The following is a 22,983-nucleotide window of genomic DNA, read 5'->3' as shown; positions in this document are numbered from 1 at the left end:
GTTAGATGGAGAAAATACTGATAAACTTATGATTCTTCTACATCAGGGTCAGGGGCTACGGTGGGTTGATTGGGTACGGACTCTGGTGTAGGTGTTGGAGAAGGGTTGGAATTTTCTGTTGTTATTTCTGTTGCTGGTGATGGAGCGGCAGTGTCTGGACTGGTTAGTGTTAAGGTGTCGTCTTTGTCATTAATATTAACGGCTACGCCTGTAAGCTGACTGATTAATGATGTTGGGACATATACGGTTCCGTCTAGATTTATTGGTGTGCCTTGAAGAGTTGACGATACGCCGTTGATCTCAGCTGCTTTTTGATTCAATGTAAATGTGGCTGTACCGGAAGCGCTGGATGTTGCTGTAATGGTCTGGTTCGCTTGATCCCAGAAAAAAGCAAATCCGTATGGAGTCAGCAAAGGTTTGTATGAGATATACGTGACTTTATTTTGGATAAAAGCAGGGATTTCTTTTTTGACATTGACTCCATCTAAAGTCACATTTAAAGATCGGCGTGACGGATTAGATGGTGGTTGCGTTGGTGTTGTCGGTGAAGCAGGTGTATTTGGATTCTTTTTCAACCAGAGTGAATAGCCTTCTTGCGCAATCCAAAGCCCTACTTTTTTATTGCGTCGCCACTCTTCGTTAAAAGCAGATAGGGGCAAGTTGGTTTCACCTGTTTTGATACCAATTTCCGGTGTAAAAGCAGGTCTACCAAATGTAGTGATAAACCAATCGGTATATCCGCCACCCGAAGGATTATTATTTGGGCGTACTTGGCGATAACCTGTAAACGTAGTAAATATATTAGCCAAACGTTTATCTCGACTTAGATTCTGCGGAAGCGTATGGAAGTTCCAGTACAGAATACGACCGGCTGAATGATACGATACAGCAATTTCAGGATCAATATCGTAGGTGAATGAAGTGGTTGCTTGATTTTCAGCAGTCTGTACAGCAGTGGTTCCTTTATGATTTTTCCAAAATGGATATGGAATATTATCTTCAATCGTGCTCCAATATGCATCATATTGACGATTCGGATCAATACCTTGTGCATTGGCTTTCCAGCGTTTGAAGTTGGTACTACCCCCATTCATTTTGACTAAAGCTTGTCGAACCGAAGCCGGAAAAGCACTTGTTCCTTGTTGTTGCAAAGTTACTCCATCAGGATTAACCATCGGTACAAACCAAATGGTGGTTCGATCTAAAATTTGGCGAGTATTATATCCTTCAAAAGGTCGATTGGCGGTATACGCTATCGCATATTGTTCTAACATGTACATATTGATTGTCGTTGTCATCCATTCACGAGCATGATGAGAACCGTTAATAAATACGGTTGCTTGTCCATGCCCAAGTCCAACTGCCCAGATATCACGACCATACTTGGTTTTACCAATAGATTTGTACTGAATCAAGTCAGGATATTTCTGAGCCAATGACTGAATATGTCGGGTCATGGCTGCATATGTATACGTGACAGACGGGTTAACTACCGTGCTACTTGCTGCTTCAGCTTGGCTTTGGAACAGCAGAGTAGGGACAAATAGTATAAATGCAAGCATAAGACATCCAATCTTTTTCAATGCCATCCTCCTCTAGAAAAATGATATACAATTGTTAGTACCCTAAATGTTTAAAATCCTTGATTTAACGGTATATTAGAGTGTCTCTATCAAGAATAGTAGCATCTTATTTGAAGTAACGTAAATGCTTATTTTTTCCATATGTAAGTACATTAATAAGCGAATCCATTCATTGGAATCTCACATAAAACACAAATGTTCAGCAAAATAGTCCATTCTGCTATAATATGCACAATGGTTATACTGACTATACACTTCAAGTGAATGAACGGAGGACAACAGATGTATTTACATGGAACAAGTCAAATTAATGATCAAGGTCATCTTGTGATCGGTGGTTGTGATACCGTTCAACTTAAAGAACAATATGGTACGCCTTTATATATTATGGATGAGCATTTAATTCGTAGTCGTTGTCAGGAGTATATGCAAGCTTTTCAAGCATCAGGGTTAACTTTTCAAGTGGCGTATGCTAGCAAAGCATTCTGCACGATGGCAATGTGCCGGATTGTAGAAGAAGAAGGATTGTCGATGGATGTAGTATCTGAAGGAGAACTGTATACAGCAATGCAAGCAGGATTTCCTGTTGAACGCATTCATTTTCACGGAAATAACAAAACGCCAGATGAGTTAGAAATGGCTTTGGATGCAGGGATCGGTTGCTTTGTTGTCGATAACTTTGTGGAGTTACAAGTGTTAAATGCGATTGCTGCTTCTAAAAAAATGATGCCTAATATTCTGTTACGGGTGACTCCGGGTGTAGAAGCACATACTCATGAATACATTTCAACCGGTCAAGAAGATTCCAAATTCGGATTCGACGTCGGGAACGGAACAGCTTATCAAGCGGTGAAAGAAGCTCATTCACTGGAACATGTCAAATTACTAGGGATTCATTCTCATATCGGATCACAGATTTTTGAAGTGGATGGTTTTCAAGTAGCCGTTGAACGTGTAGCTGCATTTGCACTTGAAGTACAGCAACAAGAAAGCATTTCATTTACAGTCATTAATCTGGGTGGTGGATTCGGTATTCGCTATACATCCGAAGATACGCCGCTTCAAGTATCTGAATATGTAGAAGCGATCACCACAGCAGTGAAAGAACACTTTTCCAAATTAGAAGGAGCATTACCGCAAATCTGGGTAGAGCCCGGTCGTAGTATCGTTGGGGATGCAGGAACAACGTTATACACAGTAGGTTCTAACAAAGATATTCCCAATGTACGCAAATATGTATCGGTTGATGGCGGTATGACAGACAATCCACGTCTGGCTCTGTATGAAGCGAAATATGAAGCTGTGATTGCCAATCGTGCCACTGATGAAGCAACAGAATTGGTATCGGTCGCTGGTAAATGTTGTGAAAGTGGAGATATGCTCATCTGGGATATTGAACTGGCTTCACCTGTAGCAGGCGATCTGTTAGCAGTGGCGTGTACAGGGGCTTATAATTATTCTATGGCAAGCAATTACAATCGGATTCGTCGCCCGGCAGTCGTATTAGTTAAAGACGGCAAAAGTGATGTGATTGTAGAGCGGGAAACATTTGAAGATATTACAAGCAATGATGTGATTCCAGCTCGTCTAACTCGTACAACAATCACTACGTAGAGACTGAATCTTATTTATATGATTAGTATCTAATGTATGAAAATGTTCATCATGATTGTACAGATGATGACTCTATATATCGGTATCATGAACGGAATACAGCGAAAAAGAAGTGAACATGCCTTTGCGCAGAATCGCTTTTCATAGTAAACTAAAGAGGATGCTGTCCTACAGATCTATTTCTCGCTTAATCGTACTCTGGTGAAGTAGAGGCATGCGTCCTAATTTCTGTTTTTAATTGAGAGGAGATTTATTATATTATGTCTAAACAAGCGAACATCAAACTTGCAAACGGTGGAGAGATCGTTATCGACCTGTTTGATCAAGATGCACCGAATACGGTTGCTAACTTTGAAAAATTAGCAAATGATGGTTTCTACAACGGATTAACATTTCACCGTGTAATCCCTGGTTTCGTAGCTCAAGGTGGATGCCCTAACGGTACAGGTACTGGTGGACCAGGCTACACAATCAACTGCGAAATCAACCCGAACAAACACGAGCGCGGTTCTTTGGCTATGGCTCATGCAGGACGCAACACAGGCGGAAGCCAGTTCTACATCTGCTACCAACCACAACCACACTTGGATGGACAACATACTGTGTTTGGTAAAGTAGTTAAAGGTTTGGAATATGTTGATGCTCTTAAAGGCAGCGACAAAATGGAAACTGTTGCAATTGTAGAAGCGTAAGCTTTTTTCAATAACAATAGCTTCACTTTTTTATCAACAAGAACTTGTTCTCTTTAGAGAGCAGGTTCTTTTTTTATTCATTTTGACTTTATTCCCTTTGATGTGAATAATGGTATGTATCGAAACAATTGGATAAAAAAGGAAGGCGAGCCGATGAATATTAATCATGCTGAACATCCTGTACAGCTTTTAATAGCATGCGATACCGAGGAGAAGCAATCTCAAATCGATCTCAAACTTTTTGTCGTTCGCAAAGAGAAAGAAGCTGACCATTATTACCGGAGCAAAGTGATTACATTAGCAGAAGAAGTCACCAGCTGGTTAAAAGATCAGTTAATTCGTTCTTTTAAAAGCTTTCAGCAACCAGAAGGTGACGAATCTAAGTTTGCGGTCAGTGATTATCATTTGGAAGTACAAAAAAATGAGCAACTGGCTAAGCTAGTGATCCAAGAACAACATAGTACATTGAATGCTCGCAAAAACGGTCTACTGCATGCATTAACAGAAACAGATCAAAGTATTGAAGAACGGGATACCCATTTTCAAATCATACGATTAGATATAGAACAACATAAAGTATATTGTTGTTTTTATCGTAAACCCAAAGTAGGAACCAAAAAGAGAAGATTAGCGATAAAAGACTCCAATGTGTTTCATTTTGTCAGCGATGATTTGTTAGAGTTAGGTGGGAAGATAGATTTTTTTATCTTTAATAATGAGATTTATATTTCAAATCTGTTATCTTTTGAAAATATGTTTGATTATCGTGATCATATTAACGAAGCTAGAGATTATAATCTGCATCAAATTGTGAATCTTCCTTTTTTTGCCGCAGAAGAGTCCAATAAAGACATATTTGAGCAACATTGCAAGCAACATGTGTATTCTAGAAGTCTGGCACAATTGAGCGCAGACAATATAGCAGCGTTAGAGGATAATTTTGAAGAACGATGTGATGAGCTGAAATTAATTAGAAAAAGGTTACCTCGAAATGCTCAAAAAGCAGAAGAATATAGAAAAAAATATGCCGCGATCTGGGACTTATATTCATTTCTGGATCTGGAACATTACAAAATCAAATATGAACCTGATCAAAAACCAACCACTTTAATTCATTTTTTTGCTGATAAAATAAAACAATCTTTTTTAACTAAAAATTTTAGTATTGCTGTAGATATAGATCCATTAGAGAATGATTCATAATTTACAAATTGGAGAAGGAGACTGATAATGTGGTCTAAAAAAGAGCAACTTATTTTATGGATAACCGCTTATTTTCCACTTCTATTTTTAATTGTCGCTGGATTCTTATATGAGAATGATCTTTTACCCTCATGGCTTCAGAAGAAAAATGTAGCGCTATGGTTTGCTCATCAATGGACAGGTGAAGCACTGTTTATCATCATTGTATTGGTGTTGTCTATTGTATTGTACCGGATTGTGATTGTATGGTTGCTGGCTGGTATAGAACAAAAGTTATTGTCTAAAAAGGTCGGAAATCAATATGCTGTGCGCCACTTTGAGAAATTATCGGCTAGCGAATATTCTTTCTTTTTGATCACATTATTATTGCCTCGTATTGCATTAGATTATTCATCGATCATGAATGTAGCTCTTTCTTTATTAGTGATTATTTTTATTATTTCTGTGTATGTCAAAACAGATACGATCTCTTCATGCCCTTTATTTTTTGTATCAGGCAGACAGGTGCTAAAAGGCATCATTTCAGAGCATACATTAGAAGAAGAACGTGAACATCCCGAGTATCGTAAACATGTGATCTGTCTTGTAAAAGAAAAAGATTTGGATTTGTCGACTTCATATAGAGGGCAACATCTAGTGAGCAATATGTATATGATTGCTAAAGAAAACTCTATCAAGTACATTAAATAAATAGATCTATGAAATAAAGGAGAATGATTAATGGCAGGCACATTATTTACACATGGAACATTTGCATTTAGTACTCATCTTCAACCCGATGCAGATGCAATCTACATAGACAATGGCATTATTCAAGCGGTTGGTACCACTTCAGAATTATCACTACAGTTGTCTGGCAAAGACTATCACCAAGTGGATTGGGATGGTGCTCATGTATTGCCCGGATTAACCGATTCTCATATGCACTTGTCGATGCACGGAATGAAGTTATCGATGCTCGATTTCTCAGAAGTGACATCCAAAGAAGAAATGATCAGCCTGATTCGTCAGCGTGTAGCTATGACACCAGCAGGGCAATGGATTGTAGGCTTGAACTGGAATGAAAATAACTTTAACCCACCGATTCCACCTTTACGAATAGAGCTAGATGAGATTACGACGGAGCATCCTATTTACCTGACGAGAACGTGTTTTCATGCTTTTCTAGGCAACAGTCTAGCCTTTGCCAGAGCAGGGGTGACCTCTTCTTCAGCAGATCCTGAAGCAGGCTCCTATGGTCGTGATGAAGCAGGAGAATTAAATGGCTGGATTTATGAAGAAGCTTCAGCGGCTTTTACCGCAGTACAACCAGAACCTGATTATAATACCAAAAAAGAAGCGATTCGGCGCGCTTGTCAGGATGCGCTTCGATTGGGATTAACAGCGTCACATACGGAAGATTTACGGTTTTTGGGAAGTATAGAGACCATGTTGCAGATTTATCGTGAATTGCATGCAGAAGGGCTACATTTCCGAACACATCAATTGATTTTTTATACTCATTTACAAGAAGCGCAAGCATTGGGCTTACGAGCAGGGGACGGAGATGAATGGTTGCGCATTGGAGCAGCCAAATTGTTCTCAGACGGAGCGATTGGTGGACGTACGGCGCTACTCCAACAACCGTATAGCGATGCACCTCACACACGAGGAATGGCAATTCATACAACTGCTCAATTGAATGAAATTACATCGTATGCACGTTCGCTTGGTTATCCGATTGCGGTACATGCGATTGGGGATGGAGCAGCTGACCTTACTTTATCGGCGATGGAAGCTCATCCACTGCAAGGCATTTCCCATTTACCAGATCGATTTATTCATGCTCAAGTATTGGATCAATCATTGCTAAAGCGTATGACTCAATTGCCACTGATTGCAGATATTCAGCCTCGATTTGTAGCCAGTGATTTCCCATGGGTGATGGAACGTGTGGGTGCAGAGCGTACAGATTATTTGTATGCTTGGAAAAAGTTAATAGACGCAGGCGTAATCTGTGCTGGTGGAAGTGATGCACCGATCGAGCCACTTGATCCGATGCTTGGTATTCATGCGGCTGTCACTCGTCGCAAACCTCATAGTGCAGAGCCTGTAGAAGGCTATTTACCACAGGAGCGACTGACTATAGCGGAAGCTGTACATTTATTTACAGTCGGTAGTGCACAAGCGGCAGGCGAAGAACAAGAGCGAGGTAGTATTCAAGTTGGCAAAGCTGCTGATTTTACAGTACTGGATCGAGATATCTCAACAGATTCAGAGTCTTTGTTACAGACTCGAGTTAAGATGACCATTGTTAATGGACATATCGCTTATCAAGCCTAGTAAACTGTAGTTATTCTATTTAGCACATCATGAACTCAAAAAACACCTATACATGATCTGCTTTTTTGGACAGAGCTTATGCATAGGTATTTTTTTATATTGGATTAACGAATAATATAGTGTTGCAAAAAATCTAAAAAGTCTTGTTGCATGGTGCCGAGTGACAAGATTTTTTTGATGATTCGAAACCGCCAGCGTTGACCGTTACTTTGAAATGACCATAAAGCATCCAGCAAACTGCCTGTATTATAATTCTGCTCCTGTAGATCAGTCACTGGAATCTCTAGGGTATGTATGACTTTTGATGAGAAAAAATTAAGAAATAAAATGATTAGCTTATCGTGATTTAGGAGCAATATCGTTTTACTAGAATAGGAGGCAAAACTTTGAGACTGGGCATAACAGATCTGCGTATTGGCTTCTATGTACGGTGTAGTCAGTTTGCGAATAAGCGTTTTGTGGATAAATAGCATCATCAAGCACCTTTCTATGTGAATAATAAAGAACTTACAATGGGCGACAACATACATTATCTAACTATAAAAAAGTCAATTTATTATACAATATTAGTAATAGACAAGTCATGCGATAAGTCATTTTCAAAAGAATAATATTCATAATGACTCTCTACAAAAAAGGTGAAAATGGAGCTTTCTTGATTTTTAATTGTTTCGATGATATGATTTCAGCATCACAGCAAAATCGTGATTATAATTTCATACGTTATCCTTCGGGGCGGGGCGCAATTCCCCACCGGCGGTGTTGAGATCAAGTTTGTATAGGTCTCTAAGTCCGTGACCCGGCTATGTGTTGTATAATCATAGACGGTGGATCTGGTGAGAATCCGGAGCCGACAGTATAGTCTGGATGGGAGAGGGATACAGAAGTCGCTTGCATAGCGATTTCTGAATTAAGATGCACTTATTTGAGTGTATAGTTTACTATTTTCAGGAAGCAATAATCTGTGGATAACAGGTTTATTTGGTCTCTGATGATAGTCTATATATTGAAAATATGTTGATATTGGATCAGTGGATCAAGCTGAGATGATAGTAGATATACAGTTTTGTGCTGTGCATTTACAGACATACGATCGCCATCAAATAAGCACATTCCATTCTTACTCCTATACATGAAGATGTTAAGCCCTGTAAACATTCGGATATTATTCCGGTTTACAGGGCTTTTTGCTTGTCATTGTATCATTTTAACCTTTATAATTTAGTTATTAAATTATGAATAGTAACTAAATATGAGGATACGAATATGTGAAATCATTACCGTATAGATGATCTATTGCATGGTGCGGTATGAAAGACCTATTGTATCGAAGGAGCCCTTAATCATGAACGTAATCAATGATGAATTTTACATGACACTAGCGCTAGATTTAGCAGAAAAGGCTCAAGGGCAGACAGATATCAATCCTGTTGTCGGTTGCGTAGTCGTCAAAGACGGCAGAATTGTAGGGATGGGAGCCCATTTACAACGTGGAACCGGACATGCTGAAGTCCATGCGCTCAATATGGCAGGAGATCAAGCAGAAGGTGCAACAGCGTATGTGACACTAGAGCCATGCAGTCATTATGGCAAAACGCCTCCTTGTAGTGATCGTCTGATCAAAGAAAAAGTGAAGCGAGTTGTGGTGGCAGCAGTAGATCCAAATCCACAGGTAGCTGGTTCAGGTATCGAAAAGCTACGCAGTCATGGGATTGAAGTGGTGACAGGAGTACTGGCTAAGCGATCGGAACGACTGAACGAAACATTTAACAAATATATTACAACAGGGCTACCTTTCGTAACGCTCAAAACAGCTAGTACGTTAGACGGTCGTCTGGCTTCTCGCACAGGAGATAGTAAATGGATATCCAATAGCGATGCTCGTGCGATCGTTCATACGATGCGTCATCGTCATCAAGGCATTATGGTAGGCATTGGTACAGTATTGGCTGATGATCCTGAGCTGACCACACGTACAGAAGTGACAGGTGTTCAGCCGACTCGAATTGTGATTGACTCGCAACTTCGTATTCCTTATACCGCTAAGTTATTAAATACGGAAGTGGCTCCTACGATTATTGTCACAACATATCAAGCGAATCGAGATCGTATCCATGAACTACAAGAACGTGGAATCACAGTCATTATCTGTGGTAGCGGCCCGTATGTGGATCTTCCTTTTGCAATGAAAAAGCTTGGCAAACTGGAGATATCTTCGATTCTGTTAGAAGGTGGAGGTACGCTGAACGGTTCGATGCTTGAAGCTGGATTGATCGATCGAATCACTTTATTTTTTGCTCCCAAAATTATCGGGGGTACATTATCCACTTTTGCATTTGATGGATTTGAAAAAATGAATCAAGCAGTCACTTTAGATGAACTCGAAATAGAGACGTTAGAGGACAATGTCTATATCAGTGGATTACCACGTTATCATCATCTATAACCTTGAAGCAGATCAGCTTTATCGAAAGGAGGATGTCTATCTATGTTCACCGGATTGATCGAAGAAATAGGAACACTGAGACAAAATGGACGACGTGGCGAAACGATGGTATTGGGTATTAACGCATCACGTATTATGGACGGGCTTCAAATTGGAGACAGCGTAGCATGTAACGGGGTCTGCTTAACAGTAACCACGATTGCAGGTTCGATGTTTACAGTAGACGTAATGCCAGAGACCTATCGGTCGTCCAGTCTTAAAGAACTGACGACAGGCAGTCCGATTAATTTAGAGCGGGCGATGATCGCTAACGGACGCTTTGGAGGGCATATTGTACAAGGCCATGTCGATGGAACAGCGCATATTGAGCAGATACAGAGCAACCAGAATGCTGTGATTTTCCAGATTGCACCGACAGATCATGATTTATTTCGTTATATCATTCCCAAAGGATCAATCACAGTCGATGGAATCAGCTTAACGGTAGTATCGGTAACCAGCACTTCGTTTACAATCTCGATTATTCCTCATACTCTTAAAGAAACAGTGCTTGCTTACCGCAAAGCAGGCGACATGGTCAATATTGAATGTGATGTGCTTGGTAAATATGTCGAACATTTATTACAGTACCAATCGAATACAGCTAATGATGCAACCCATCAGAAAAAGCCATCAATCACCAGTCAATTTTTGCAGGAAAATGGATATATGTAAGCGCTTGGCAGTATAAGCGCGAAAGAGTTCAATAAAAAAATGATTTTTGCAAAGCAAAATATCTTACAGTAAGCGCTTGGCAGTATAAGCGCGAAAGAGTTCAATAAAAAAATGATTTTTGCAAAGCAAAATATCTTACAGTAAGCGCTTGGCAGTATAAGCGCGAAAGAGTTCAATAAAAAAATGATTTTTGCAAAGCAAAATATCTTACAGTAAGCGCTTGGCAGTATAAGCGCGAAAGAGTTCAATAAAAAATGATTTTTGCAAAGCAAAATATCTTACAGTAAGCGATTGGCAGTAAAAGCGCGAAAGAGTTCAAAAGGAGGTTATATCAATGAATCATGCATCTACCCACTTACATTCTATCGAAGAAGCGTTAGAAGATTTGAAGCAAGGAAAAGTGATTATCGTAGTTGATGATGAAGATCGGGAAAATGAAGGCGACTTTATCGCTTTAGCTGATCGTGCGACTCCTGAAGTCATCAATTTTATGGTCACTGAAGGTCGTGGTCTGGTATGTGCTCCGATCACGAGTGAGCGTGCGACAGAGCTAGAACTGATTCCTATGGTTGCGCAAAATACCGATTATCATGGCACGGCTTTTACAGTATCTGTAGATCATATCAGTACATCTACAGGAATCTCTGCACAAGAGCGATCCATGACCGTCATCGGTCTGACCGATCCAGAAGCAACAGCATCTCATTTTCGCCGTCCAGGTCATATGTTTCCATTGATTGCGAGTGAAGGCGGTGTATGGCAACGTGCAGGACATACAGAAGCCGCTATTGATTTGGCTCGTTTATGTGATGCTCCACCTGCCGGTGTGATCTGTGAAATTATGAATACCGATGGTACGATGGCACGTTTGCCAGAATTACAGAAGATCGCAACACAACATCAGCTCAAATTGATCAGCATTCAAGCGTTAATTACCTATTTGGAACAGACATCTCCAACGCTTCATACTAACTAATTTATCGAAAAGAGGATGAACACTATGGCTAATATTTTTGAAGGACATTTAATCGCGCAGGATCTTAAATTTGGTATTGTTGTTGGACGTTTTAATGAATTTATTACGACCAAACTTCTAGGCGGAGCACTGGATGCACTCAAACGTCACGGAACCGCTGAAAATGATATTGATGTGGCATGGGTGCCAGGAGCATTTGAAATTCCTTTGATTGCACAAAAGATGGCTGAAAGTGGAAAATACGATGCAGTCATTACACTGGGTACTGTGATTCGTGGTTCTACTACCCATTATGATTATGTATGTAATGAAGTCGCCAAAGGCGTATCTGCTATTAATTTAAAAACAGGTGTACCTGTTATTTTCGGAATTGTAACGACTGAAAGTATCGAGCAAGCGATTGAACGTGCAGGAACCAAAGCAGGCAACAAAGGCTGGGATTCCGCAAATGCAGCTATCGAAATGGCGAATTTAACGAAAATGATGAAATAAGATGTACTGTATAATAATCAAATAGAAAGCAAAAAAAGGGCAGAAACAGGATTTGCCCTTTTTTTGCTGAATATATACTGTGAAAAGTGCGCGATTGAGATACAATAAGAGATGAGAATCTATTGATTAAGAGGAGTGGTCCAGTGACGACTGTACTGTACAAACTGGAAACGTTTGAAGGGCCGCTCGATTTGTTGCTTCATTTAATTGATGAATCCGAAATTAATATCCAGGATATTCCGATCAGCAAAATTACAGATCAATATCTGGAATATCTTCATAGCATGAAAGAATTGGAACTTGAAGTGACCAGTGAATTTCTAGTGATGGCAGCGACATTATTGTCGATCAAAAGCAAGTTGCTATTGCCACGTCCGCCTGTGATAGAGATGGATGATTTTGATTATTATGAGGAAGACGATCTGGACCCGCGTGCAGAGTTGGTACGCAAGCTGGTAGAATACCGTAAGTACAAGGGAATTGCAGTGCATTTACGGGAAATGGAAACCGAGCGTAGTCTGATTTTCACAAAAGAACCGGAAGACTTAACTGCTTTTATGCCGAAAGATGATGTGAATCCAGTAGAAGGACTGCACACGTTAGACTTGATGGAAGCTTTTCGCAAAGCGCTTCGTAAAGTCGTTCGTCGTACACAAGTCACAAGGATTCAGCGCGATGAGATTTCGGTCAAAGATCGGATACGTGAAGTCTCTACCCGTTTTCAAGGATTAGGTAAAGGAGAAAGCTTGTTGTTTTCCAAACTGCTACACCAGGAAATGTATCGTCATGAGATCGTGGTGACTTTTTTGGCTGTGCTGGAATTAATGAAAATGAAGCAAATTTCCTGCTACCAAAGCCGGCTTTTTGACGATATCGTGATGGAGTGGAGAGGTGAAATAAGTAACAATGAAGTCCCAGAAATTGAAGTCGATTATTGAAGGTATGTTATTTCTGGCTGGAGAAGAAGGATTGAATGCGAAGCAAATTTCAGAAGTAACCGATCAACCCGTACAAACGGTACAGATCGCTATCGAAGAATTGCAAGCTGATCTGAAGAAAGCAAGACGGGGGATTCAAGTCGTTAATATTGCAGGAGGGTATCAGTTATCAACGATACGTGCCCATGCGGAATATTATGAACGATTGGCATATTCGCCTTCCCGTTCTTCATTATCTCAAGCCGCACTTGAAACGTTATCTATCGTAGCGTATCGCCAGCCGATTACACGTATCGAGATTGAAGAGATTCGTGGTGTCAAATCAGAGCGTGCGATCTATACGTTAGTGAACAAAGATTTGATTCAAGAAACAGGACGGGCTGAAGCGATTGGACGACCTATTTTATACGGTACAACCAAATCGTTTTTGGATTACTTTGGTCTTGGTAATATTCGTGAACTCCCTGATGCGTCTGCTTTTGAAAATGCAGATGATTTAGAAGGGGAAACGCAGTTATTATTCGATCGTTTGGAAGAGAAAGTGCATAGTGAAGATATAGTAGAGTTAGAAGAATTAGGTGAAGAACTAACTGAAATTGCAGAAGATATTCTTTCAGAATCCATTTCGAGTACAGAGCAATCATCATCAAAAGAGACTACACTACCATCATCCACGTCTTCCAAAGATACATCGATCGAAGACTAAATCGTATATCCTCATAAAAGGATACGATCCGAGCAATATCATCTCATAAACGAAAAAAGCAAAAACGATTTCGAGAATATCCGAAATGGTTTTTGCTTTTTTTTGTTAGGATCTACTTTTTCAATAGCAAATACAGAAAATAAGGAGCTCCGATTAAGGCTACAACGATCCCCGCGGGCAACCCATCAGGATCAGACAGGTTGCGACCGATCGTATCTGCAACCAGTAATAACCATCCACCGATCAGAATAGCTACAGGCACAAACAATTGATGACGTGGCCCGACAAGCGCTCTAGCGATATGAGGAGCCATCAGTCCAATAAAAGCAATACCGCCTGTTACAGATACGGCAGACGCAGCAAGCGCCACAGCAGCTAACATAAGTAAAATACGATCTTTTTGAATCGGTACACCCGCACCAATCGCAGTACCTTCATTTAGCGCTAACAGATTCAGAGAGCGACATTTATACAGTATAAAGGGAGTCAGAATAATCAGCCACGGTAATAGAGCGATGACAAACGGCCAATCGGTTCCCCATACATTGCCAGCTAACCATCTTGAAATAAAATCGACTTTTACCCGATCTACCGAGGAGATCAATACGATCATTACACCGGATAAGGCGAGAGAAAATCCAACACCTGTAATAATAAACTTCATCGGTTGCATGCCTTCTACACGGTTATACGAAAATAGATAAATGAATAACGCTGTAATCAATGCCCCTAAAAAAGCCACGATAGGTAATATGTAGACAAACGTCCCCACTTCAAGCGGTGCAAATAAGAAAAATACAGTAACCCCTAGACCTGCTCCTGCATTAATCCCGATAATACCCGGATCAGCAAGTTCATTACGGGTGACTCCCTGCAATACACAACCAGACAAAGCCAGTGCCATTCCTGCAAGTAAAGTCACCAACATACGGGGTAATCGAATAGAAAAGAGTACAAACTCATCTACAAAAGTACCTTGTCCAAGCAATGTTGGAATCAGCCGATCATACGATACCGAAGAAGACCCAACACTCAAAGCTATTACCATCGTAATCAAAATAACAACGGTGAATACAACAAGAATCATTTTTTGGTAACGGGCAGGTTGTAATTGTTTTATCATAATGATCGCACTCCTTTACGTACAATCAGTAGAAAGAAAGGTAGACCTATAATCGCGACAATCGCTGCTAATGGTGTCTCAAAAGGAGCATTGATCATGCGTGCAAATGTATCTGCAAATACCATAAATGTTGCGCCTGCAATCGCAGATAGTGGCAAAATTGTTCGATAATCGGTACCTGCAATCATACGTACCAGATGAGGAATCATTAGCCCGATAAAAGCTAGATTTCCAACCAATGCGACGGATGCACCTGCAAGTAATGTAATTAATACAAACAACACCATTTTGATCTGTTGCGTTTGCAGTCCTAATCCCACAGCAGTACTTTCATTCAAGCTAAGGATAGTGAGTTGTCTTGAACATAGAATAGCAATCACAATACAGATCACTATAACAGGTGTAATACTTTGAATCTGTCCCCATGTTGTACCGATCAATCCGCCAGATGTCCACATCGTGACACTTTTCGAAATTTTGAATTGTAGACTAACTCCTTCAGCCACAGCAGATAATAAAGCTGAAACGGCTGCTCCTGCTAGCACCATACGTAGCGGTGACATGTTGCGTTTACGAATAGCGGTTAATCCAAATACGAGAAGCATACCTACCGCTGCTCCGATAAAACAAGCGATCATAATACCAAAATATCCAATCGAAGGTAAAAAAACTAAAGCAATAGCAAGTGCTGCATTCGCACCGGAACTTAATCCAAGCAACCCGGGATCAGCCAAAGGATTACGAGTTAATCCTTGCATAATCGCTCCAGCCACAGCAAGTGCTGCTCCTACCAAGACACCTGCAACTTCGCGTGGAAGACGAAGTTCACGAATAATAGAGATATCTCCACCGGTCACTTGAGGATGAAATATCGCATTCCAGATATCAGATAGTGAAATACTTTTAGCACCCACCATAATAGCGATGACGAACACAACAACAAATAACAATATCATCAGTACCAATTTGATAAGAAAAGAACGGAAATGTTTTGCAGTCATATCATTTTTCATTATACGGATCGTTTCCTTCTCTGTATTTAGAAAAGAAGGAACGCTAGGCGCCCCTTCTTTTCATTTGTAATTTAAATTTAAGACTGACCTAGCAACGATTTCGTAATAAAGTCTAACTGATAATCTAAAGATGCCGCATCATTGAAATAGAATCCACGTGCATCGACTTCAAATACATGTTTGTTTTTAACCGCTGGAATATTTTTGTACGTATCTGTATTCTGGAATGAAGCATCTACGCTCGGGTCTTTACTATAGAATACATAATCGCCTAGATATTCAGGTAATACTTCAAGCGATAGATCATAATATCCTTTTTCAGAGGTCATTTCTTTCACTTTATCAGGCATTTTGAGACCCATTGCTTGATAAATGATCTCAGTACCACGTCCCCAAGCACTACCGAATATATAGAGTTGCTTGGAATCGCCTTCCATCACGGTTACAGTAGCATCATCACCAATTTTAGCTTTGATTTCTGTACCTGCTTTTTGTGCACGTTCTTTAAAATCAGCGATCCATGCAGCGCCTTTATCTGCTTGGTTCACCGCTTTAGCGATTTCTTCAACCTGTTTCAAATAATCGACTTTGTTATACGTATAAGCAACAACTGGAGCAATTTTTTTTAATTTATCCATGTTTTTAGTATCGCTTGCAGCAATAATCAAATCAGGTTTGAGTTCAATCATTTTTTCTATATTTTCATCTGATACTTCAGCGACATCTTTTAATTGTTCTGCAAAGTTAGGATCAGCTTTGGTCCATGAATCCACACCAACCAGTGGAACACCAAGAGCAATCAAGTTGCCTGCATAACCTGCTAAAGCAATAACACGTTGTGGGTTAGCTGGAACTTCTACAGGGCCTGTCTCAGATTGATATGTAATGGTACCTGTAGCTGCTGGAGTAGAAATGTTTGTTTCTGAAGAACTTGTATTGCCTGTAGTTGCCTGCTTTTCCGACGCATTACCACATGCGCTTAATACCAACACAATCACCATCATTAATGGTAACAACAATTTTTTCATACGTTAATTCCCCTTTTAGATAGAATGAAATTGATAATCATTATCATACAATGACTCTCAAACTTTAAATCCAAGCGTTTTTTTTGTCAATATTTATTTTAATTATGATCCTAAAATAACGCTTAAATATGGTAAATACTACAGATGAAATACAGATAGCCAAATAGATTGGATAAGCTAGTATATAAAATAGCAAAACGGTGTATTCTATTGCAAACTGCCGTATTTAGTAATGAAATACCGCAACATAGACGTTATAGCATATCAGCCGATTTGCTTCTTAAATCTAGTCGTAGTAAGGTGTACTCATAACCTAATATTGGAAGGATGAATTTGTCTTATGACTAATTTGCAAGCGCTACAATTTCGTCAATCGTTAAAGCAATGGACTTTCAAAGCTATCGATGAATCAGAGTGGTTACCAGCTACTGTGCCAGGGACAGTGCATACTGATTTATTAGATAATGGTAAAATTTCGAACCCTTTTTATGGTACCAATGAGAAAGACGTGCAATGGATTGATAAAAAGGACTGGGAGTACATAACAACAATTGATGTGGAAGAAAATGTGATGAATCATTCGCATATTGAACTTGTTTTTGCAGGTCTGGACACTTATGCAGAAGTATATGTAAATGAACAACATGTATTGTCAGCCGATAATATGTTCCGTACATGGCGTGCAGATGTGAAGCCTTACATCCAATTAGGTGCCAATCATATTCGTATTCATTTCCGTTCCCCGATTATGGAAGACTTACCGAAGCTTGAAGCTTTAGGTTACGGATTACCGGCAACCAATGATCAATCTGAAGTCGGCGAGCTAGGAGACAAAAGAGTTAGCGTTTTTGCTCGTAAAGCGCCTTATCATTATGGATGGGATTGGGGTCCACGTTTTGTTACGAGTGGAATCTGGCGTGAAGCCGAATTAGTGGCATGGTCAGATGTGCGTATCGAAAATGTATATATTCGTCAAAATCAAGTGCATGCTGAATCTGCCGATCTAACAGCAGTTGTGCAAATTTATTCCGAACAAGAACGTCAGGTTAATTTGCGTGTCTATGCTGACGGACAAAATTGGGAGCAGATTGTAACTTTGGCTGAAGGCACAGATGCTGTACAGATTCCTTTAACGTTAAATAATCCTAAATTGTGGTGGTCTAGAGGACTCGGCGATGCTTATCTGTATACGTTTACAGTGGAAGTGTTAGAGCAGAATCAGACACTAGCTGTCAAATCAGAACGCACAGGTATTCGCGCTATTCGTCTGGTTACCGAACCACATCCTGATTATCCAGGAACTTCGTTTTATTTTGAACTGAACGGTGTACCGGTATTTGCCAAAGGAGCTAACCATATTCCAAATGACAGCTTTTCACCACGAGTGACATTAGAGCGCTATCGTCATGAGATTGTGACTGCTGTGGAATCGAATATGAATATGCTGCGTGTATGGGGCGGCGGTATTTATGAAAATGATGAGTTTTATGACCTCTGTGATGAGTACGGTATTCTGGTATGGCAAGACTTTATGTTTGCTTGTAGTATGTACCCGGGGGATGAAGAGTTCTTAGATAGTGTGCAAGCGGAAGCAGAAGATAATATTCGTCGTCTACGCAATCATCCAAGTATTGTGCTTTGGTGTGGTAATAATGAGATTGATTCTGCTTGGTCTCAATATGTTGAAGATGGCGGTTGGGGTTGGAAAAAAGATTATAATGCAGAACAACGTACTCAAATCTGGGCAGATTATGAAGCACTGTTCCATGAGTTATTACCAGAAGTCGTGCAAACCGAACATCCAGGGATCTCGTATTGGCCTTCTTCACCTATAGTTGCAGTGACAAATAACGAAAAACAGCATACCCATGGTATTACAGATTCTGGAGATATTCATTATTGGGGAGTATGGCATAACAGCGAACCATTTGAGCGGTACAATACGTATATTGGACGCTTTATGAGTGAGTACGGTTTTCAATCGTTCCCAGAGTACAAGTCTGTTCGTACGTATGCTGAAGAATCAGATTTGGAATTGGAATCTGAAGTAATGCTACGTCATCAGAAAAATGGTGCAGGTAATCGACTAATCAAAGAATATATGGATAAATATTTACCAGCACCTAAAGAATTCCCTTCCTTCTTATATATGAGTCAAGTTCTGCAAGCCGAAGCGATGAAAACAGCGATTGAAGCTCATCGTCGTCGTAAACCTTATTGCATGGGAACATTATACTGGCAAATGAATGATTGCTGGCCTGTAGCATCATGGTCAAGTATGGATTACTATGGTCGCTGGAAAGCAGTTCAATATTATGCCAAACGTAGCTTTGAAGATATTTTGATCTCGATTGATCAATCGGTCTCAGGCAAAGTTGATATTCATCTAGTTTCGGATCTGATTGCACCCAAGTCACTCACTGTACGCGTGAAAGTACTTGGACTGGATGGAACGTTGTACAAAGAAATGCCGCAATCTCTTACACTTGCAGGTGGAGAAGCGATCAAAGTATTGTCTGTGACGACAGAACAGTTACTTGGAGATGTTCATCCAGCTGAAGCGATACTGGTAGCCGAATTGGAGCATGAAGATCAATTGATTCATGCAGAGATCGCTTACTTTGTGTCTGCGCCTGAGCTATCATTGCAACAGCCACATCTTCAGATCGTAGAAACAGAAGTCGATGGTGTGGTTGCCTATCAATTGACTACTGATGTATTAGCACGTCAGGTCTGGTTATCTAGCGAAAATGAAGGAATCTTTAGTGATAACTTCTTTGATCTGATTCCTGGCGTGACGAAGACTGTTCAATTCAAGAAGTTACAGACACTACAAGAAGTGGAAGAAGCCGCTCATAGCCATGTGGAGTCTAATATTGTGCAGAAACCTGTACCTCATTTACCTCATTTTGTTCCTGCTAAGCCAGAAGGTTTGAAGATTCAATCGATGGCAGATTTTATTCATCTTTCATAAGAAGCGATCTATATGGATTGAATCGACAGTTTTACTTTTAAATATATCCTTTCAAAATCACATGAAACTCCCTAAAATCACAATAAACTTGGGGAGTGTCTTGTGATTTTGTGCATAGATGAGTATCATTAGTGTGAGGTGAATTAACTATTATGGAACGATTGCAAAAAATATTAGCACAAGCAGGTATAGCTTCCCGACGCAAATGTGAAGAGTTAATTGTTGCGGGTAAGGTAACTCTGAACGGCGAAGTAGTAACTGAGCTTGGAACCAAAGCAGATCCAACAGTGGATGAGATTATTGTCAACGGACGATCAATTGCTGCGGAGAAAAAAGTATACATTATGTTCAACAAACCTAAAGGTGTAATTACAAGTGCTTCTGATCCAGAAGGACGTAAAATTGTAGGCGATTATCTTAAAGGTGTTCGTGAGCGTGTATATCCTGTAGGACGACTGGATTATGATTCAGAAGGTCTTTTGATTTTGACCAATGATGGGGAATTAGCTAATCGCTTAACTCATCCAAGACATCATGTACCCAAAACGTATCATGTAACCGTAGAAGGCGTACCACACGGTACAGCACTAGAGAAATTCCGTCAAGGGATTCAATTGGAAGACGGTATGACTCAACCTGCTGAAGCAGATTACTATGATATCGATACAGAGAAGAAACAAGCTACGATACGTGTAACGATTCATGAAGGTAGAAACCGTCAGATTCGTCGTATGTTTGAAGCGTTATCTCATAAAGTAGTGCGTTTGAAACGTATTTCTTTTGGCGAGTTACTGATCGGTAATTTGAAGCGTGGTCTTTATCGCCATTTGACCAAAGAAGAAATTGATAAGTTAAAAAGCAGCGGTAAAGCATAATATAGAGATCATTTATATCCATTGATGACAGCTAGGAGGCTTTAGTGAATGAGTGACCAGATGAATCGCATTTTAGTGGTAGATGACGAAGAACGTATTCGCCGTTTACTACGCATGTATTTGGAAAAAGAAGGTTATGAAATTGATGAAGCGGAAGACGGTGAAGCCGCTTTACGCAAAGCAGTCGCAGAAGATTATGGATTAATTATGCTTGATTTGATGCTTCCCGGCATAGATGGTATTGAAGTATGTAGTCGTTTACGCCAAGTGAAATCAACACCGGTATTGATGCTGACCGCCAAAGGCGAAGAAGTGAACCGTGTGCAAGGATTTGAAGTCGGTGCAGATGATTATGTGGTCAAACCATTTAGCCCGCGCGAAGTGATCTATCGGGTCAAAGCGATTATGCGTCGTTCTTCAGCAACCGCTTATCTGTCTCAAGAAAACAATTCAAGTAATAATATTGTATTCCCGAATTTGATTATTGAGCATGATGCGCATCGTGTCACTGCAAGTGGGCATGAGATTAGCTTGACTCCGAAAGAATATGAATTGCTACATTTTCTAGCGGTATCACCGGATAAAGTCTTTTCACGTGAAGAATTGCTCAAAGATGTTTGGAATTATGAATTTTTTGGTGATTTGCGTACTGTAGATACCCATGTAAAACGGTTGCGTGAAAAACTAAATAAAGTATCACCTGAATCAGCCGCAATGATCACTACGGTATGGGGCGTTGGTTACAAGTTAGAGGTTCCAAAGTAAGTGGACTTCTGGAGAACGCTTGTCGGTAAGTTGTGGCTGACGATTAGCGCATTAGTGGCTTGTGTACTTTTAACACTGGGTTTATTTTTGTTGCCTTATATTGATAGCACATTTACCAATTCCGGTTCAATCAAACGTTTATTTACCTATGTTTCTATCGTAGGATTCTCGATGACTACCTTTTTCGCTCTTTTTTTATTGACCAAAATTACACAACCGATGCAGCAATTAATTCAAGCCGCAGACGGGATTCGCAAAGGAAAGTACAATACACGTGTTTCTTTGCAAACCAGTGATGAAATTGGGCAATTAGCGAGCGCCTTTAATCATATGGCAGAAGAATTGGAAAAGAATATTCAGAATTTACAACTGGAAAAAGAACAAATGGCAAGTATACTCCGCAGTATGGGAGATGCTGTGATTACATTCGATAAATCTGGGAATATGATTCTGCATAATCCGCCAGGCGAAATGATTATGGATACATGGCACAAAGCAGGCTGGGAACGTCAAGAACAAGATGGAATCACAGCTGATACCAAAGTGCCCGAACCACTGTATCCGATGTTCCAGAGTGTGATAAGTGAACGTCAGGATCAAAGTTCGAATATCCATGTCAAACAACAAGTCTGGTCTGTTAATATGGCTCCGTTGTACTCAGGAGATGATGTACGTGGAACGGTATCTGTGCTTCGTAATGTAACTGATGAAGTGAAAGCAGAGAAAATGCGACGTGATTTTGTCGCTAATGTTTCTCATGAGATTCGTACACCATTACAGATGATTCAAGGGTATAGTGAAGCATTGCTTGATGGGATGGCAACATCCAAAGAAGAAAGCGATGAATTGGTGCAGGTCATTTACGATGAATCTCTACGTATGGGGAGATTGGTGCAGGATCTATTGGATCTAGCGCGTATGGAAGCCGGACATATCGATATGAACTTCGATCAGATTGATCTGAATGAATTGATGGATCGAGTATATCGTAAATTTACAGTGCGAGCCAAAGAACGAGAGCTCAAGCTGAACTTTGTACGGGACGATTCTCTACAGTTGTATGCAGATGTTGATCGGTTAGAGCAGATCTTCACCAACTTGCTAGATAATGCTTTTCGTCATACTTCTGCCGGTGGCATCATTACAGTAACTGCTCATAAAGAAAAAGAAGTGATTCGTGTCGTATTCCAAGATACAGGTGCAGGGATACCGATTGATGATCTTCCTTTTATTTTTGAACGCTTTTACAAAGCAGACAAAGCTCGTGTACGCGGCGAAGCTGGCGGTACAGGTCTAGGTCTTGCGATTGTACGTAATATCGTAGAAGCCCATCATGGAAGTATTACAGCGGATAGTATATTAGGTAAAGGTACTGAATTTACATTATTACTTCCGATTAAGCATCCTGATGAAGTCTAATCAGATTTGATTTTGAGTATCATCCCCTCCCAGTAGACAGTGAAAAAAGAGATATTATTCAATGATCTCAACGCTGAAAGCTAGAAGGGGATTTTTTGTA

20 protein-coding genes and 1 riboswitch are annotated in these 22,983 nt (G+C 40.2%); of the genes, 15 read left to right on the top strand and 5 right to left on the bottom strand.

The genetic code is table 11. The features are described from left to right. Positions 1-26: 26 nt before the first annotated feature. Positions 27-1,583, bottom strand: coding sequence for a M14 family zinc carboxypeptidase (locus PO903_RS19565; protein ID WP_273594351.1), 1,557 nt, complete (start codon positions 1,581-1,583; stop codon positions 27-29). A 282-nt stretch (positions 1,584-1,865) separates the two neighbouring features. On the opposite strand from PO903_RS19565, the gene lysA reads away from it, so the two are divergent. From lysA to PO903_RS19540, 5 genes are all read left to right on the top strand, one after another. Further along, positions 1,866-3,197, top strand: coding sequence for a diaminopimelate decarboxylase (lysA, locus tag PO903_RS19560; protein WP_273594350.1), 1,332 nt, complete (start codon positions 1,866-1,868; stop codon positions 3,195-3,197). Positions 3,198-3,457: 260 nt separating this feature from the next. Beyond that, a complete protein-coding gene (locus PO903_RS19555; RefSeq protein ID WP_069327881.1) occupies positions 3,458-3,889 on the top strand; it encodes a peptidylprolyl isomerase in 432 nt (143 codons plus the stop codon). 153 nt (positions 3,890-4,042) lie between these two features. Continuing rightward, complete coding sequence (locus PO903_RS19550) at positions 4,043-5,092, top strand: Kiwa anti-phage protein KwaB-like domain-containing protein (RefSeq protein ID WP_273594349.1); 1,050 nt, start codon at positions 4,043-4,045, stop codon at positions 5,090-5,092. Between the two features lie 27 nt (positions 5,093-5,119). Further along, positions 5,120-5,782 (top strand): KwaA family protein, encoded by a 663-nt coding sequence (locus PO903_RS19545; RefSeq protein WP_273594348.1) that lies wholly within the window; start codon positions 5,120-5,122, stop codon positions 5,780-5,782. A gap of 30 nt (positions 5,783-5,812) precedes the next feature. Beyond that, on the top strand, positions 5,813-7,414 hold the full coding sequence (locus tag PO903_RS19540) for an amidohydrolase (RefSeq protein ID WP_273594347.1): 1,602 nt from the start codon (positions 5,813-5,815) through the stop codon (positions 7,412-7,414). A 104-nt stretch (positions 7,415-7,518) separates the two neighbouring features. Here the strand turns inward: PO903_RS19540 and PO903_RS19535 are convergent, their stop codons facing one another. Further along, positions 7,519-7,689 carry a hypothetical protein gene (locus PO903_RS19535; RefSeq protein ID WP_273594346.1) on the bottom strand — a complete coding sequence of 57 codons (171 nt, stop codon included), beginning with the start codon at positions 7,687-7,689 and terminating at the stop codon, positions 7,519-7,521. A gap of 447 nt (positions 7,690-8,136) precedes the next feature. After that, positions 8,137-8,297: riboswitch (FMN riboswitch) on the top strand. Positions 8,298-8,759: 462 nt separating this feature from the next. Between PO903_RS19535 and ribD the strand changes: the two genes are divergently transcribed. From ribD to scpB, 6 genes are all read left to right on the top strand, one after another. Next, a complete protein-coding gene (gene ribD, locus PO903_RS19530; RefSeq protein ID WP_273594345.1) occupies positions 8,760-9,860 on the top strand; it encodes a bifunctional diaminohydroxyphosphoribosylaminopyrimidine deaminase/5-amino-6-(5-phosphoribosylamino)uracil reductase RibD in 1,101 nt (366 codons plus the stop codon). A 42-nt stretch (positions 9,861-9,902) separates the two neighbouring features. Further along, a complete protein-coding gene (ribE, locus tag PO903_RS19525; RefSeq protein WP_137220648.1) occupies positions 9,903-10,574 on the top strand; it encodes a riboflavin synthase in 672 nt (223 codons plus the stop codon). A gap of 334 nt (positions 10,575-10,908) precedes the next feature. Further along, positions 10,909-11,550: a 3,4-dihydroxy-2-butanone-4-phosphate synthase gene (gene ribB, locus PO903_RS19520; RefSeq protein ID WP_273594344.1), complete on the top strand. Its 642-nt coding sequence runs from the start codon at positions 10,909-10,911 to the stop codon at positions 11,548-11,550. A gap of 24 nt (positions 11,551-11,574) precedes the next feature. Continuing rightward, on the top strand, positions 11,575-12,042 hold the full coding sequence (ribH, locus tag PO903_RS19515; protein WP_069327887.1) for a 6,7-dimethyl-8-ribityllumazine synthase: 468 nt from the start codon (positions 11,575-11,577) through the stop codon (positions 12,040-12,042). A gap of 143 nt (positions 12,043-12,185) precedes the next feature. Then, positions 12,186-12,980: a segregation and condensation protein A gene (locus tag PO903_RS19510; protein WP_069327888.1), complete on the top strand. Its 795-nt coding sequence runs from the start codon at positions 12,186-12,188 to the stop codon at positions 12,978-12,980. Continuing rightward, on the top strand, positions 12,949-13,686 hold the full coding sequence (gene scpB, locus PO903_RS19505; protein WP_137220646.1) for an SMC-Scp complex subunit ScpB: 738 nt from the start codon (positions 12,949-12,951) through the stop codon (positions 13,684-13,686). The genes PO903_RS19510 and scpB overlap by 32 nt, the downstream gene beginning before the upstream one ends. A gap of 112 nt (positions 13,687-13,798) precedes the next feature. Here scpB and PO903_RS19500 read toward each other — a convergent pair whose 3' ends face one another. The 3 genes from PO903_RS19500 to PO903_RS19490 all read right to left on the bottom strand — a co-directional run bounded on the left by PO903_RS19500 (position 13,799) and on the right by PO903_RS19490 (position 16,850). After that, entirely contained in the window at positions 13,799-14,809 is a 1,011-nt protein-coding gene (locus PO903_RS19500) for a FecCD family ABC transporter permease (protein WP_273594343.1), read from the bottom strand. Further along, entirely contained in the window at positions 14,806-15,822 is a 1,017-nt protein-coding gene (locus PO903_RS19495) for a FecCD family ABC transporter permease (RefSeq protein WP_273594342.1), read from the bottom strand. Before PO903_RS19495 ends, PO903_RS19500 begins: the two co-directional genes overlap by 4 nt. A 77-nt stretch (positions 15,823-15,899) precedes the next feature. Next, positions 15,900-16,850: an iron-hydroxamate ABC transporter substrate-binding protein gene (locus PO903_RS19490; RefSeq protein ID WP_273594341.1), complete on the bottom strand. Its 951-nt coding sequence runs from the start codon at positions 16,848-16,850 to the stop codon at positions 15,900-15,902. 340 nt (positions 16,851-17,190) lie between these two features. On the opposite strand from PO903_RS19490, the gene PO903_RS19485 reads away from it, so the two are divergent. The 4 genes from PO903_RS19485 to PO903_RS19470 all read left to right on the top strand — a co-directional run bounded on the left by PO903_RS19485 (position 17,191) and on the right by PO903_RS19470 (position 22,883). Beyond that, positions 17,191-19,824 carry a beta-mannosidase gene (locus tag PO903_RS19485; RefSeq protein ID WP_273594340.1) on the top strand — a complete coding sequence of 878 codons (2,634 nt, stop codon included), beginning with the start codon at positions 17,191-17,193 and terminating at the stop codon, positions 19,822-19,824. A gap of 152 nt (positions 19,825-19,976) precedes the next feature. Next, complete coding sequence (locus tag PO903_RS19480) at positions 19,977-20,699, top strand: pseudouridine synthase (protein WP_069327892.1); 723 nt, start codon at positions 19,977-19,979, stop codon at positions 20,697-20,699. A gap of 48 nt (positions 20,700-20,747) precedes the next feature. Then, positions 20,748-21,464 (top strand): response regulator transcription factor, encoded by a 717-nt coding sequence (locus tag PO903_RS19475; RefSeq protein ID WP_069327893.1) that lies wholly within the window; start codon positions 20,748-20,750, stop codon positions 21,462-21,464. Further along, positions 21,465-22,883 (top strand): HAMP domain-containing sensor histidine kinase, encoded by a 1,419-nt coding sequence (locus PO903_RS19470; protein ID WP_069327894.1) that lies wholly within the window; start codon positions 21,465-21,467, stop codon positions 22,881-22,883. The last annotated feature ends 100 nt before the right edge of the window (positions 22,884-22,983 follow it).

The organism is Paenibacillus sp. PK4536, assembly GCF_028594455.2.
Taxonomy (GTDB): Bacteria; Bacillota; Bacilli; order Paenibacillales; family Paenibacillaceae; genus Saccharibacillus; species Saccharibacillus nuruki.
This window is presented reverse-complemented; position numbering and strand designations above follow the sequence as displayed.

What these genes read in the sequence shown, in the direction of transcription:
- lysA (WP_273594350.1), top strand. Translation starts at nt 1,866, where the DNA reads ATGTATTTACATGGAACAAGTCAAATTAATGATCAAGGTCATCTTGTG.
- PO903_RS19555 (WP_069327881.1), top strand. Translation starts at nt 3,458, where the DNA reads ATGTCTAAACAAGCGAACATCAAACTTGCAAACGGTGGAGAGATCGTT.
- PO903_RS19550 (WP_273594349.1), top strand. Translation starts at nt 4,043, where the DNA reads ATGAATATTAATCATGCTGAACATCCTGTACAGCTTTTAATAGCATGC.
- PO903_RS19545 (WP_273594348.1), top strand. Translation starts at nt 5,120, where the DNA reads ATGTGGTCTAAAAAAGAGCAACTTATTTTATGGATAACCGCTTATTTT.
- PO903_RS19540 (WP_273594347.1), top strand. Translation starts at nt 5,813, where the DNA reads ATGGCAGGCACATTATTTACACATGGAACATTTGCATTTAGTACTCAT.
- ribD (WP_273594345.1), top strand. Translation starts at nt 8,760, where the DNA reads ATGAACGTAATCAATGATGAATTTTACATGACACTAGCGCTAGATTTA.
- ribE (WP_137220648.1), top strand. Translation starts at nt 9,903, where the DNA reads ATGTTCACCGGATTGATCGAAGAAATAGGAACACTGAGACAAAATGGA.
- ribB (WP_273594344.1), top strand. Translation starts at nt 10,909, where the DNA reads ATGAATCATGCATCTACCCACTTACATTCTATCGAAGAAGCGTTAGAA.
- ribH (WP_069327887.1), top strand. Translation starts at nt 11,575, where the DNA reads ATGGCTAATATTTTTGAAGGACATTTAATCGCGCAGGATCTTAAATTT.
- scpB (WP_137220646.1), top strand. Translation starts at nt 12,949, where the DNA reads ATGAAGTCCCAGAAATTGAAGTCGATTATTGAAGGTATGTTATTTCTG.
- PO903_RS19500 (WP_273594343.1), bottom strand. Translation starts at nt 14,809, where the DNA reads ATGATAAAACAATTACAACCTGCCCGTTACCAAAAAATGATTCTTGTT.
- PO903_RS19495 (WP_273594342.1), bottom strand. Translation starts at nt 15,822, where the DNA reads ATGAAAAATGATATGACTGCAAAACATTTCCGTTCTTTTCTTATCAAA.
- PO903_RS19490 (WP_273594341.1), bottom strand. Translation starts at nt 16,850, where the DNA reads ATGAAAAAATTGTTGTTACCATTAATGATGGTGATTGTGTTGGTATTA.
- PO903_RS19485 (WP_273594340.1), top strand. Translation starts at nt 17,191, where the DNA reads ATGACTAATTTGCAAGCGCTACAATTTCGTCAATCGTTAAAGCAATGG.
- PO903_RS19480 (WP_069327892.1), top strand. Translation starts at nt 19,977, where the DNA reads ATGGAACGATTGCAAAAAATATTAGCACAAGCAGGTATAGCTTCCCGA.
- PO903_RS19475 (WP_069327893.1), top strand. Translation starts at nt 20,748, where the DNA reads ATGAGTGACCAGATGAATCGCATTTTAGTGGTAGATGACGAAGAACGT.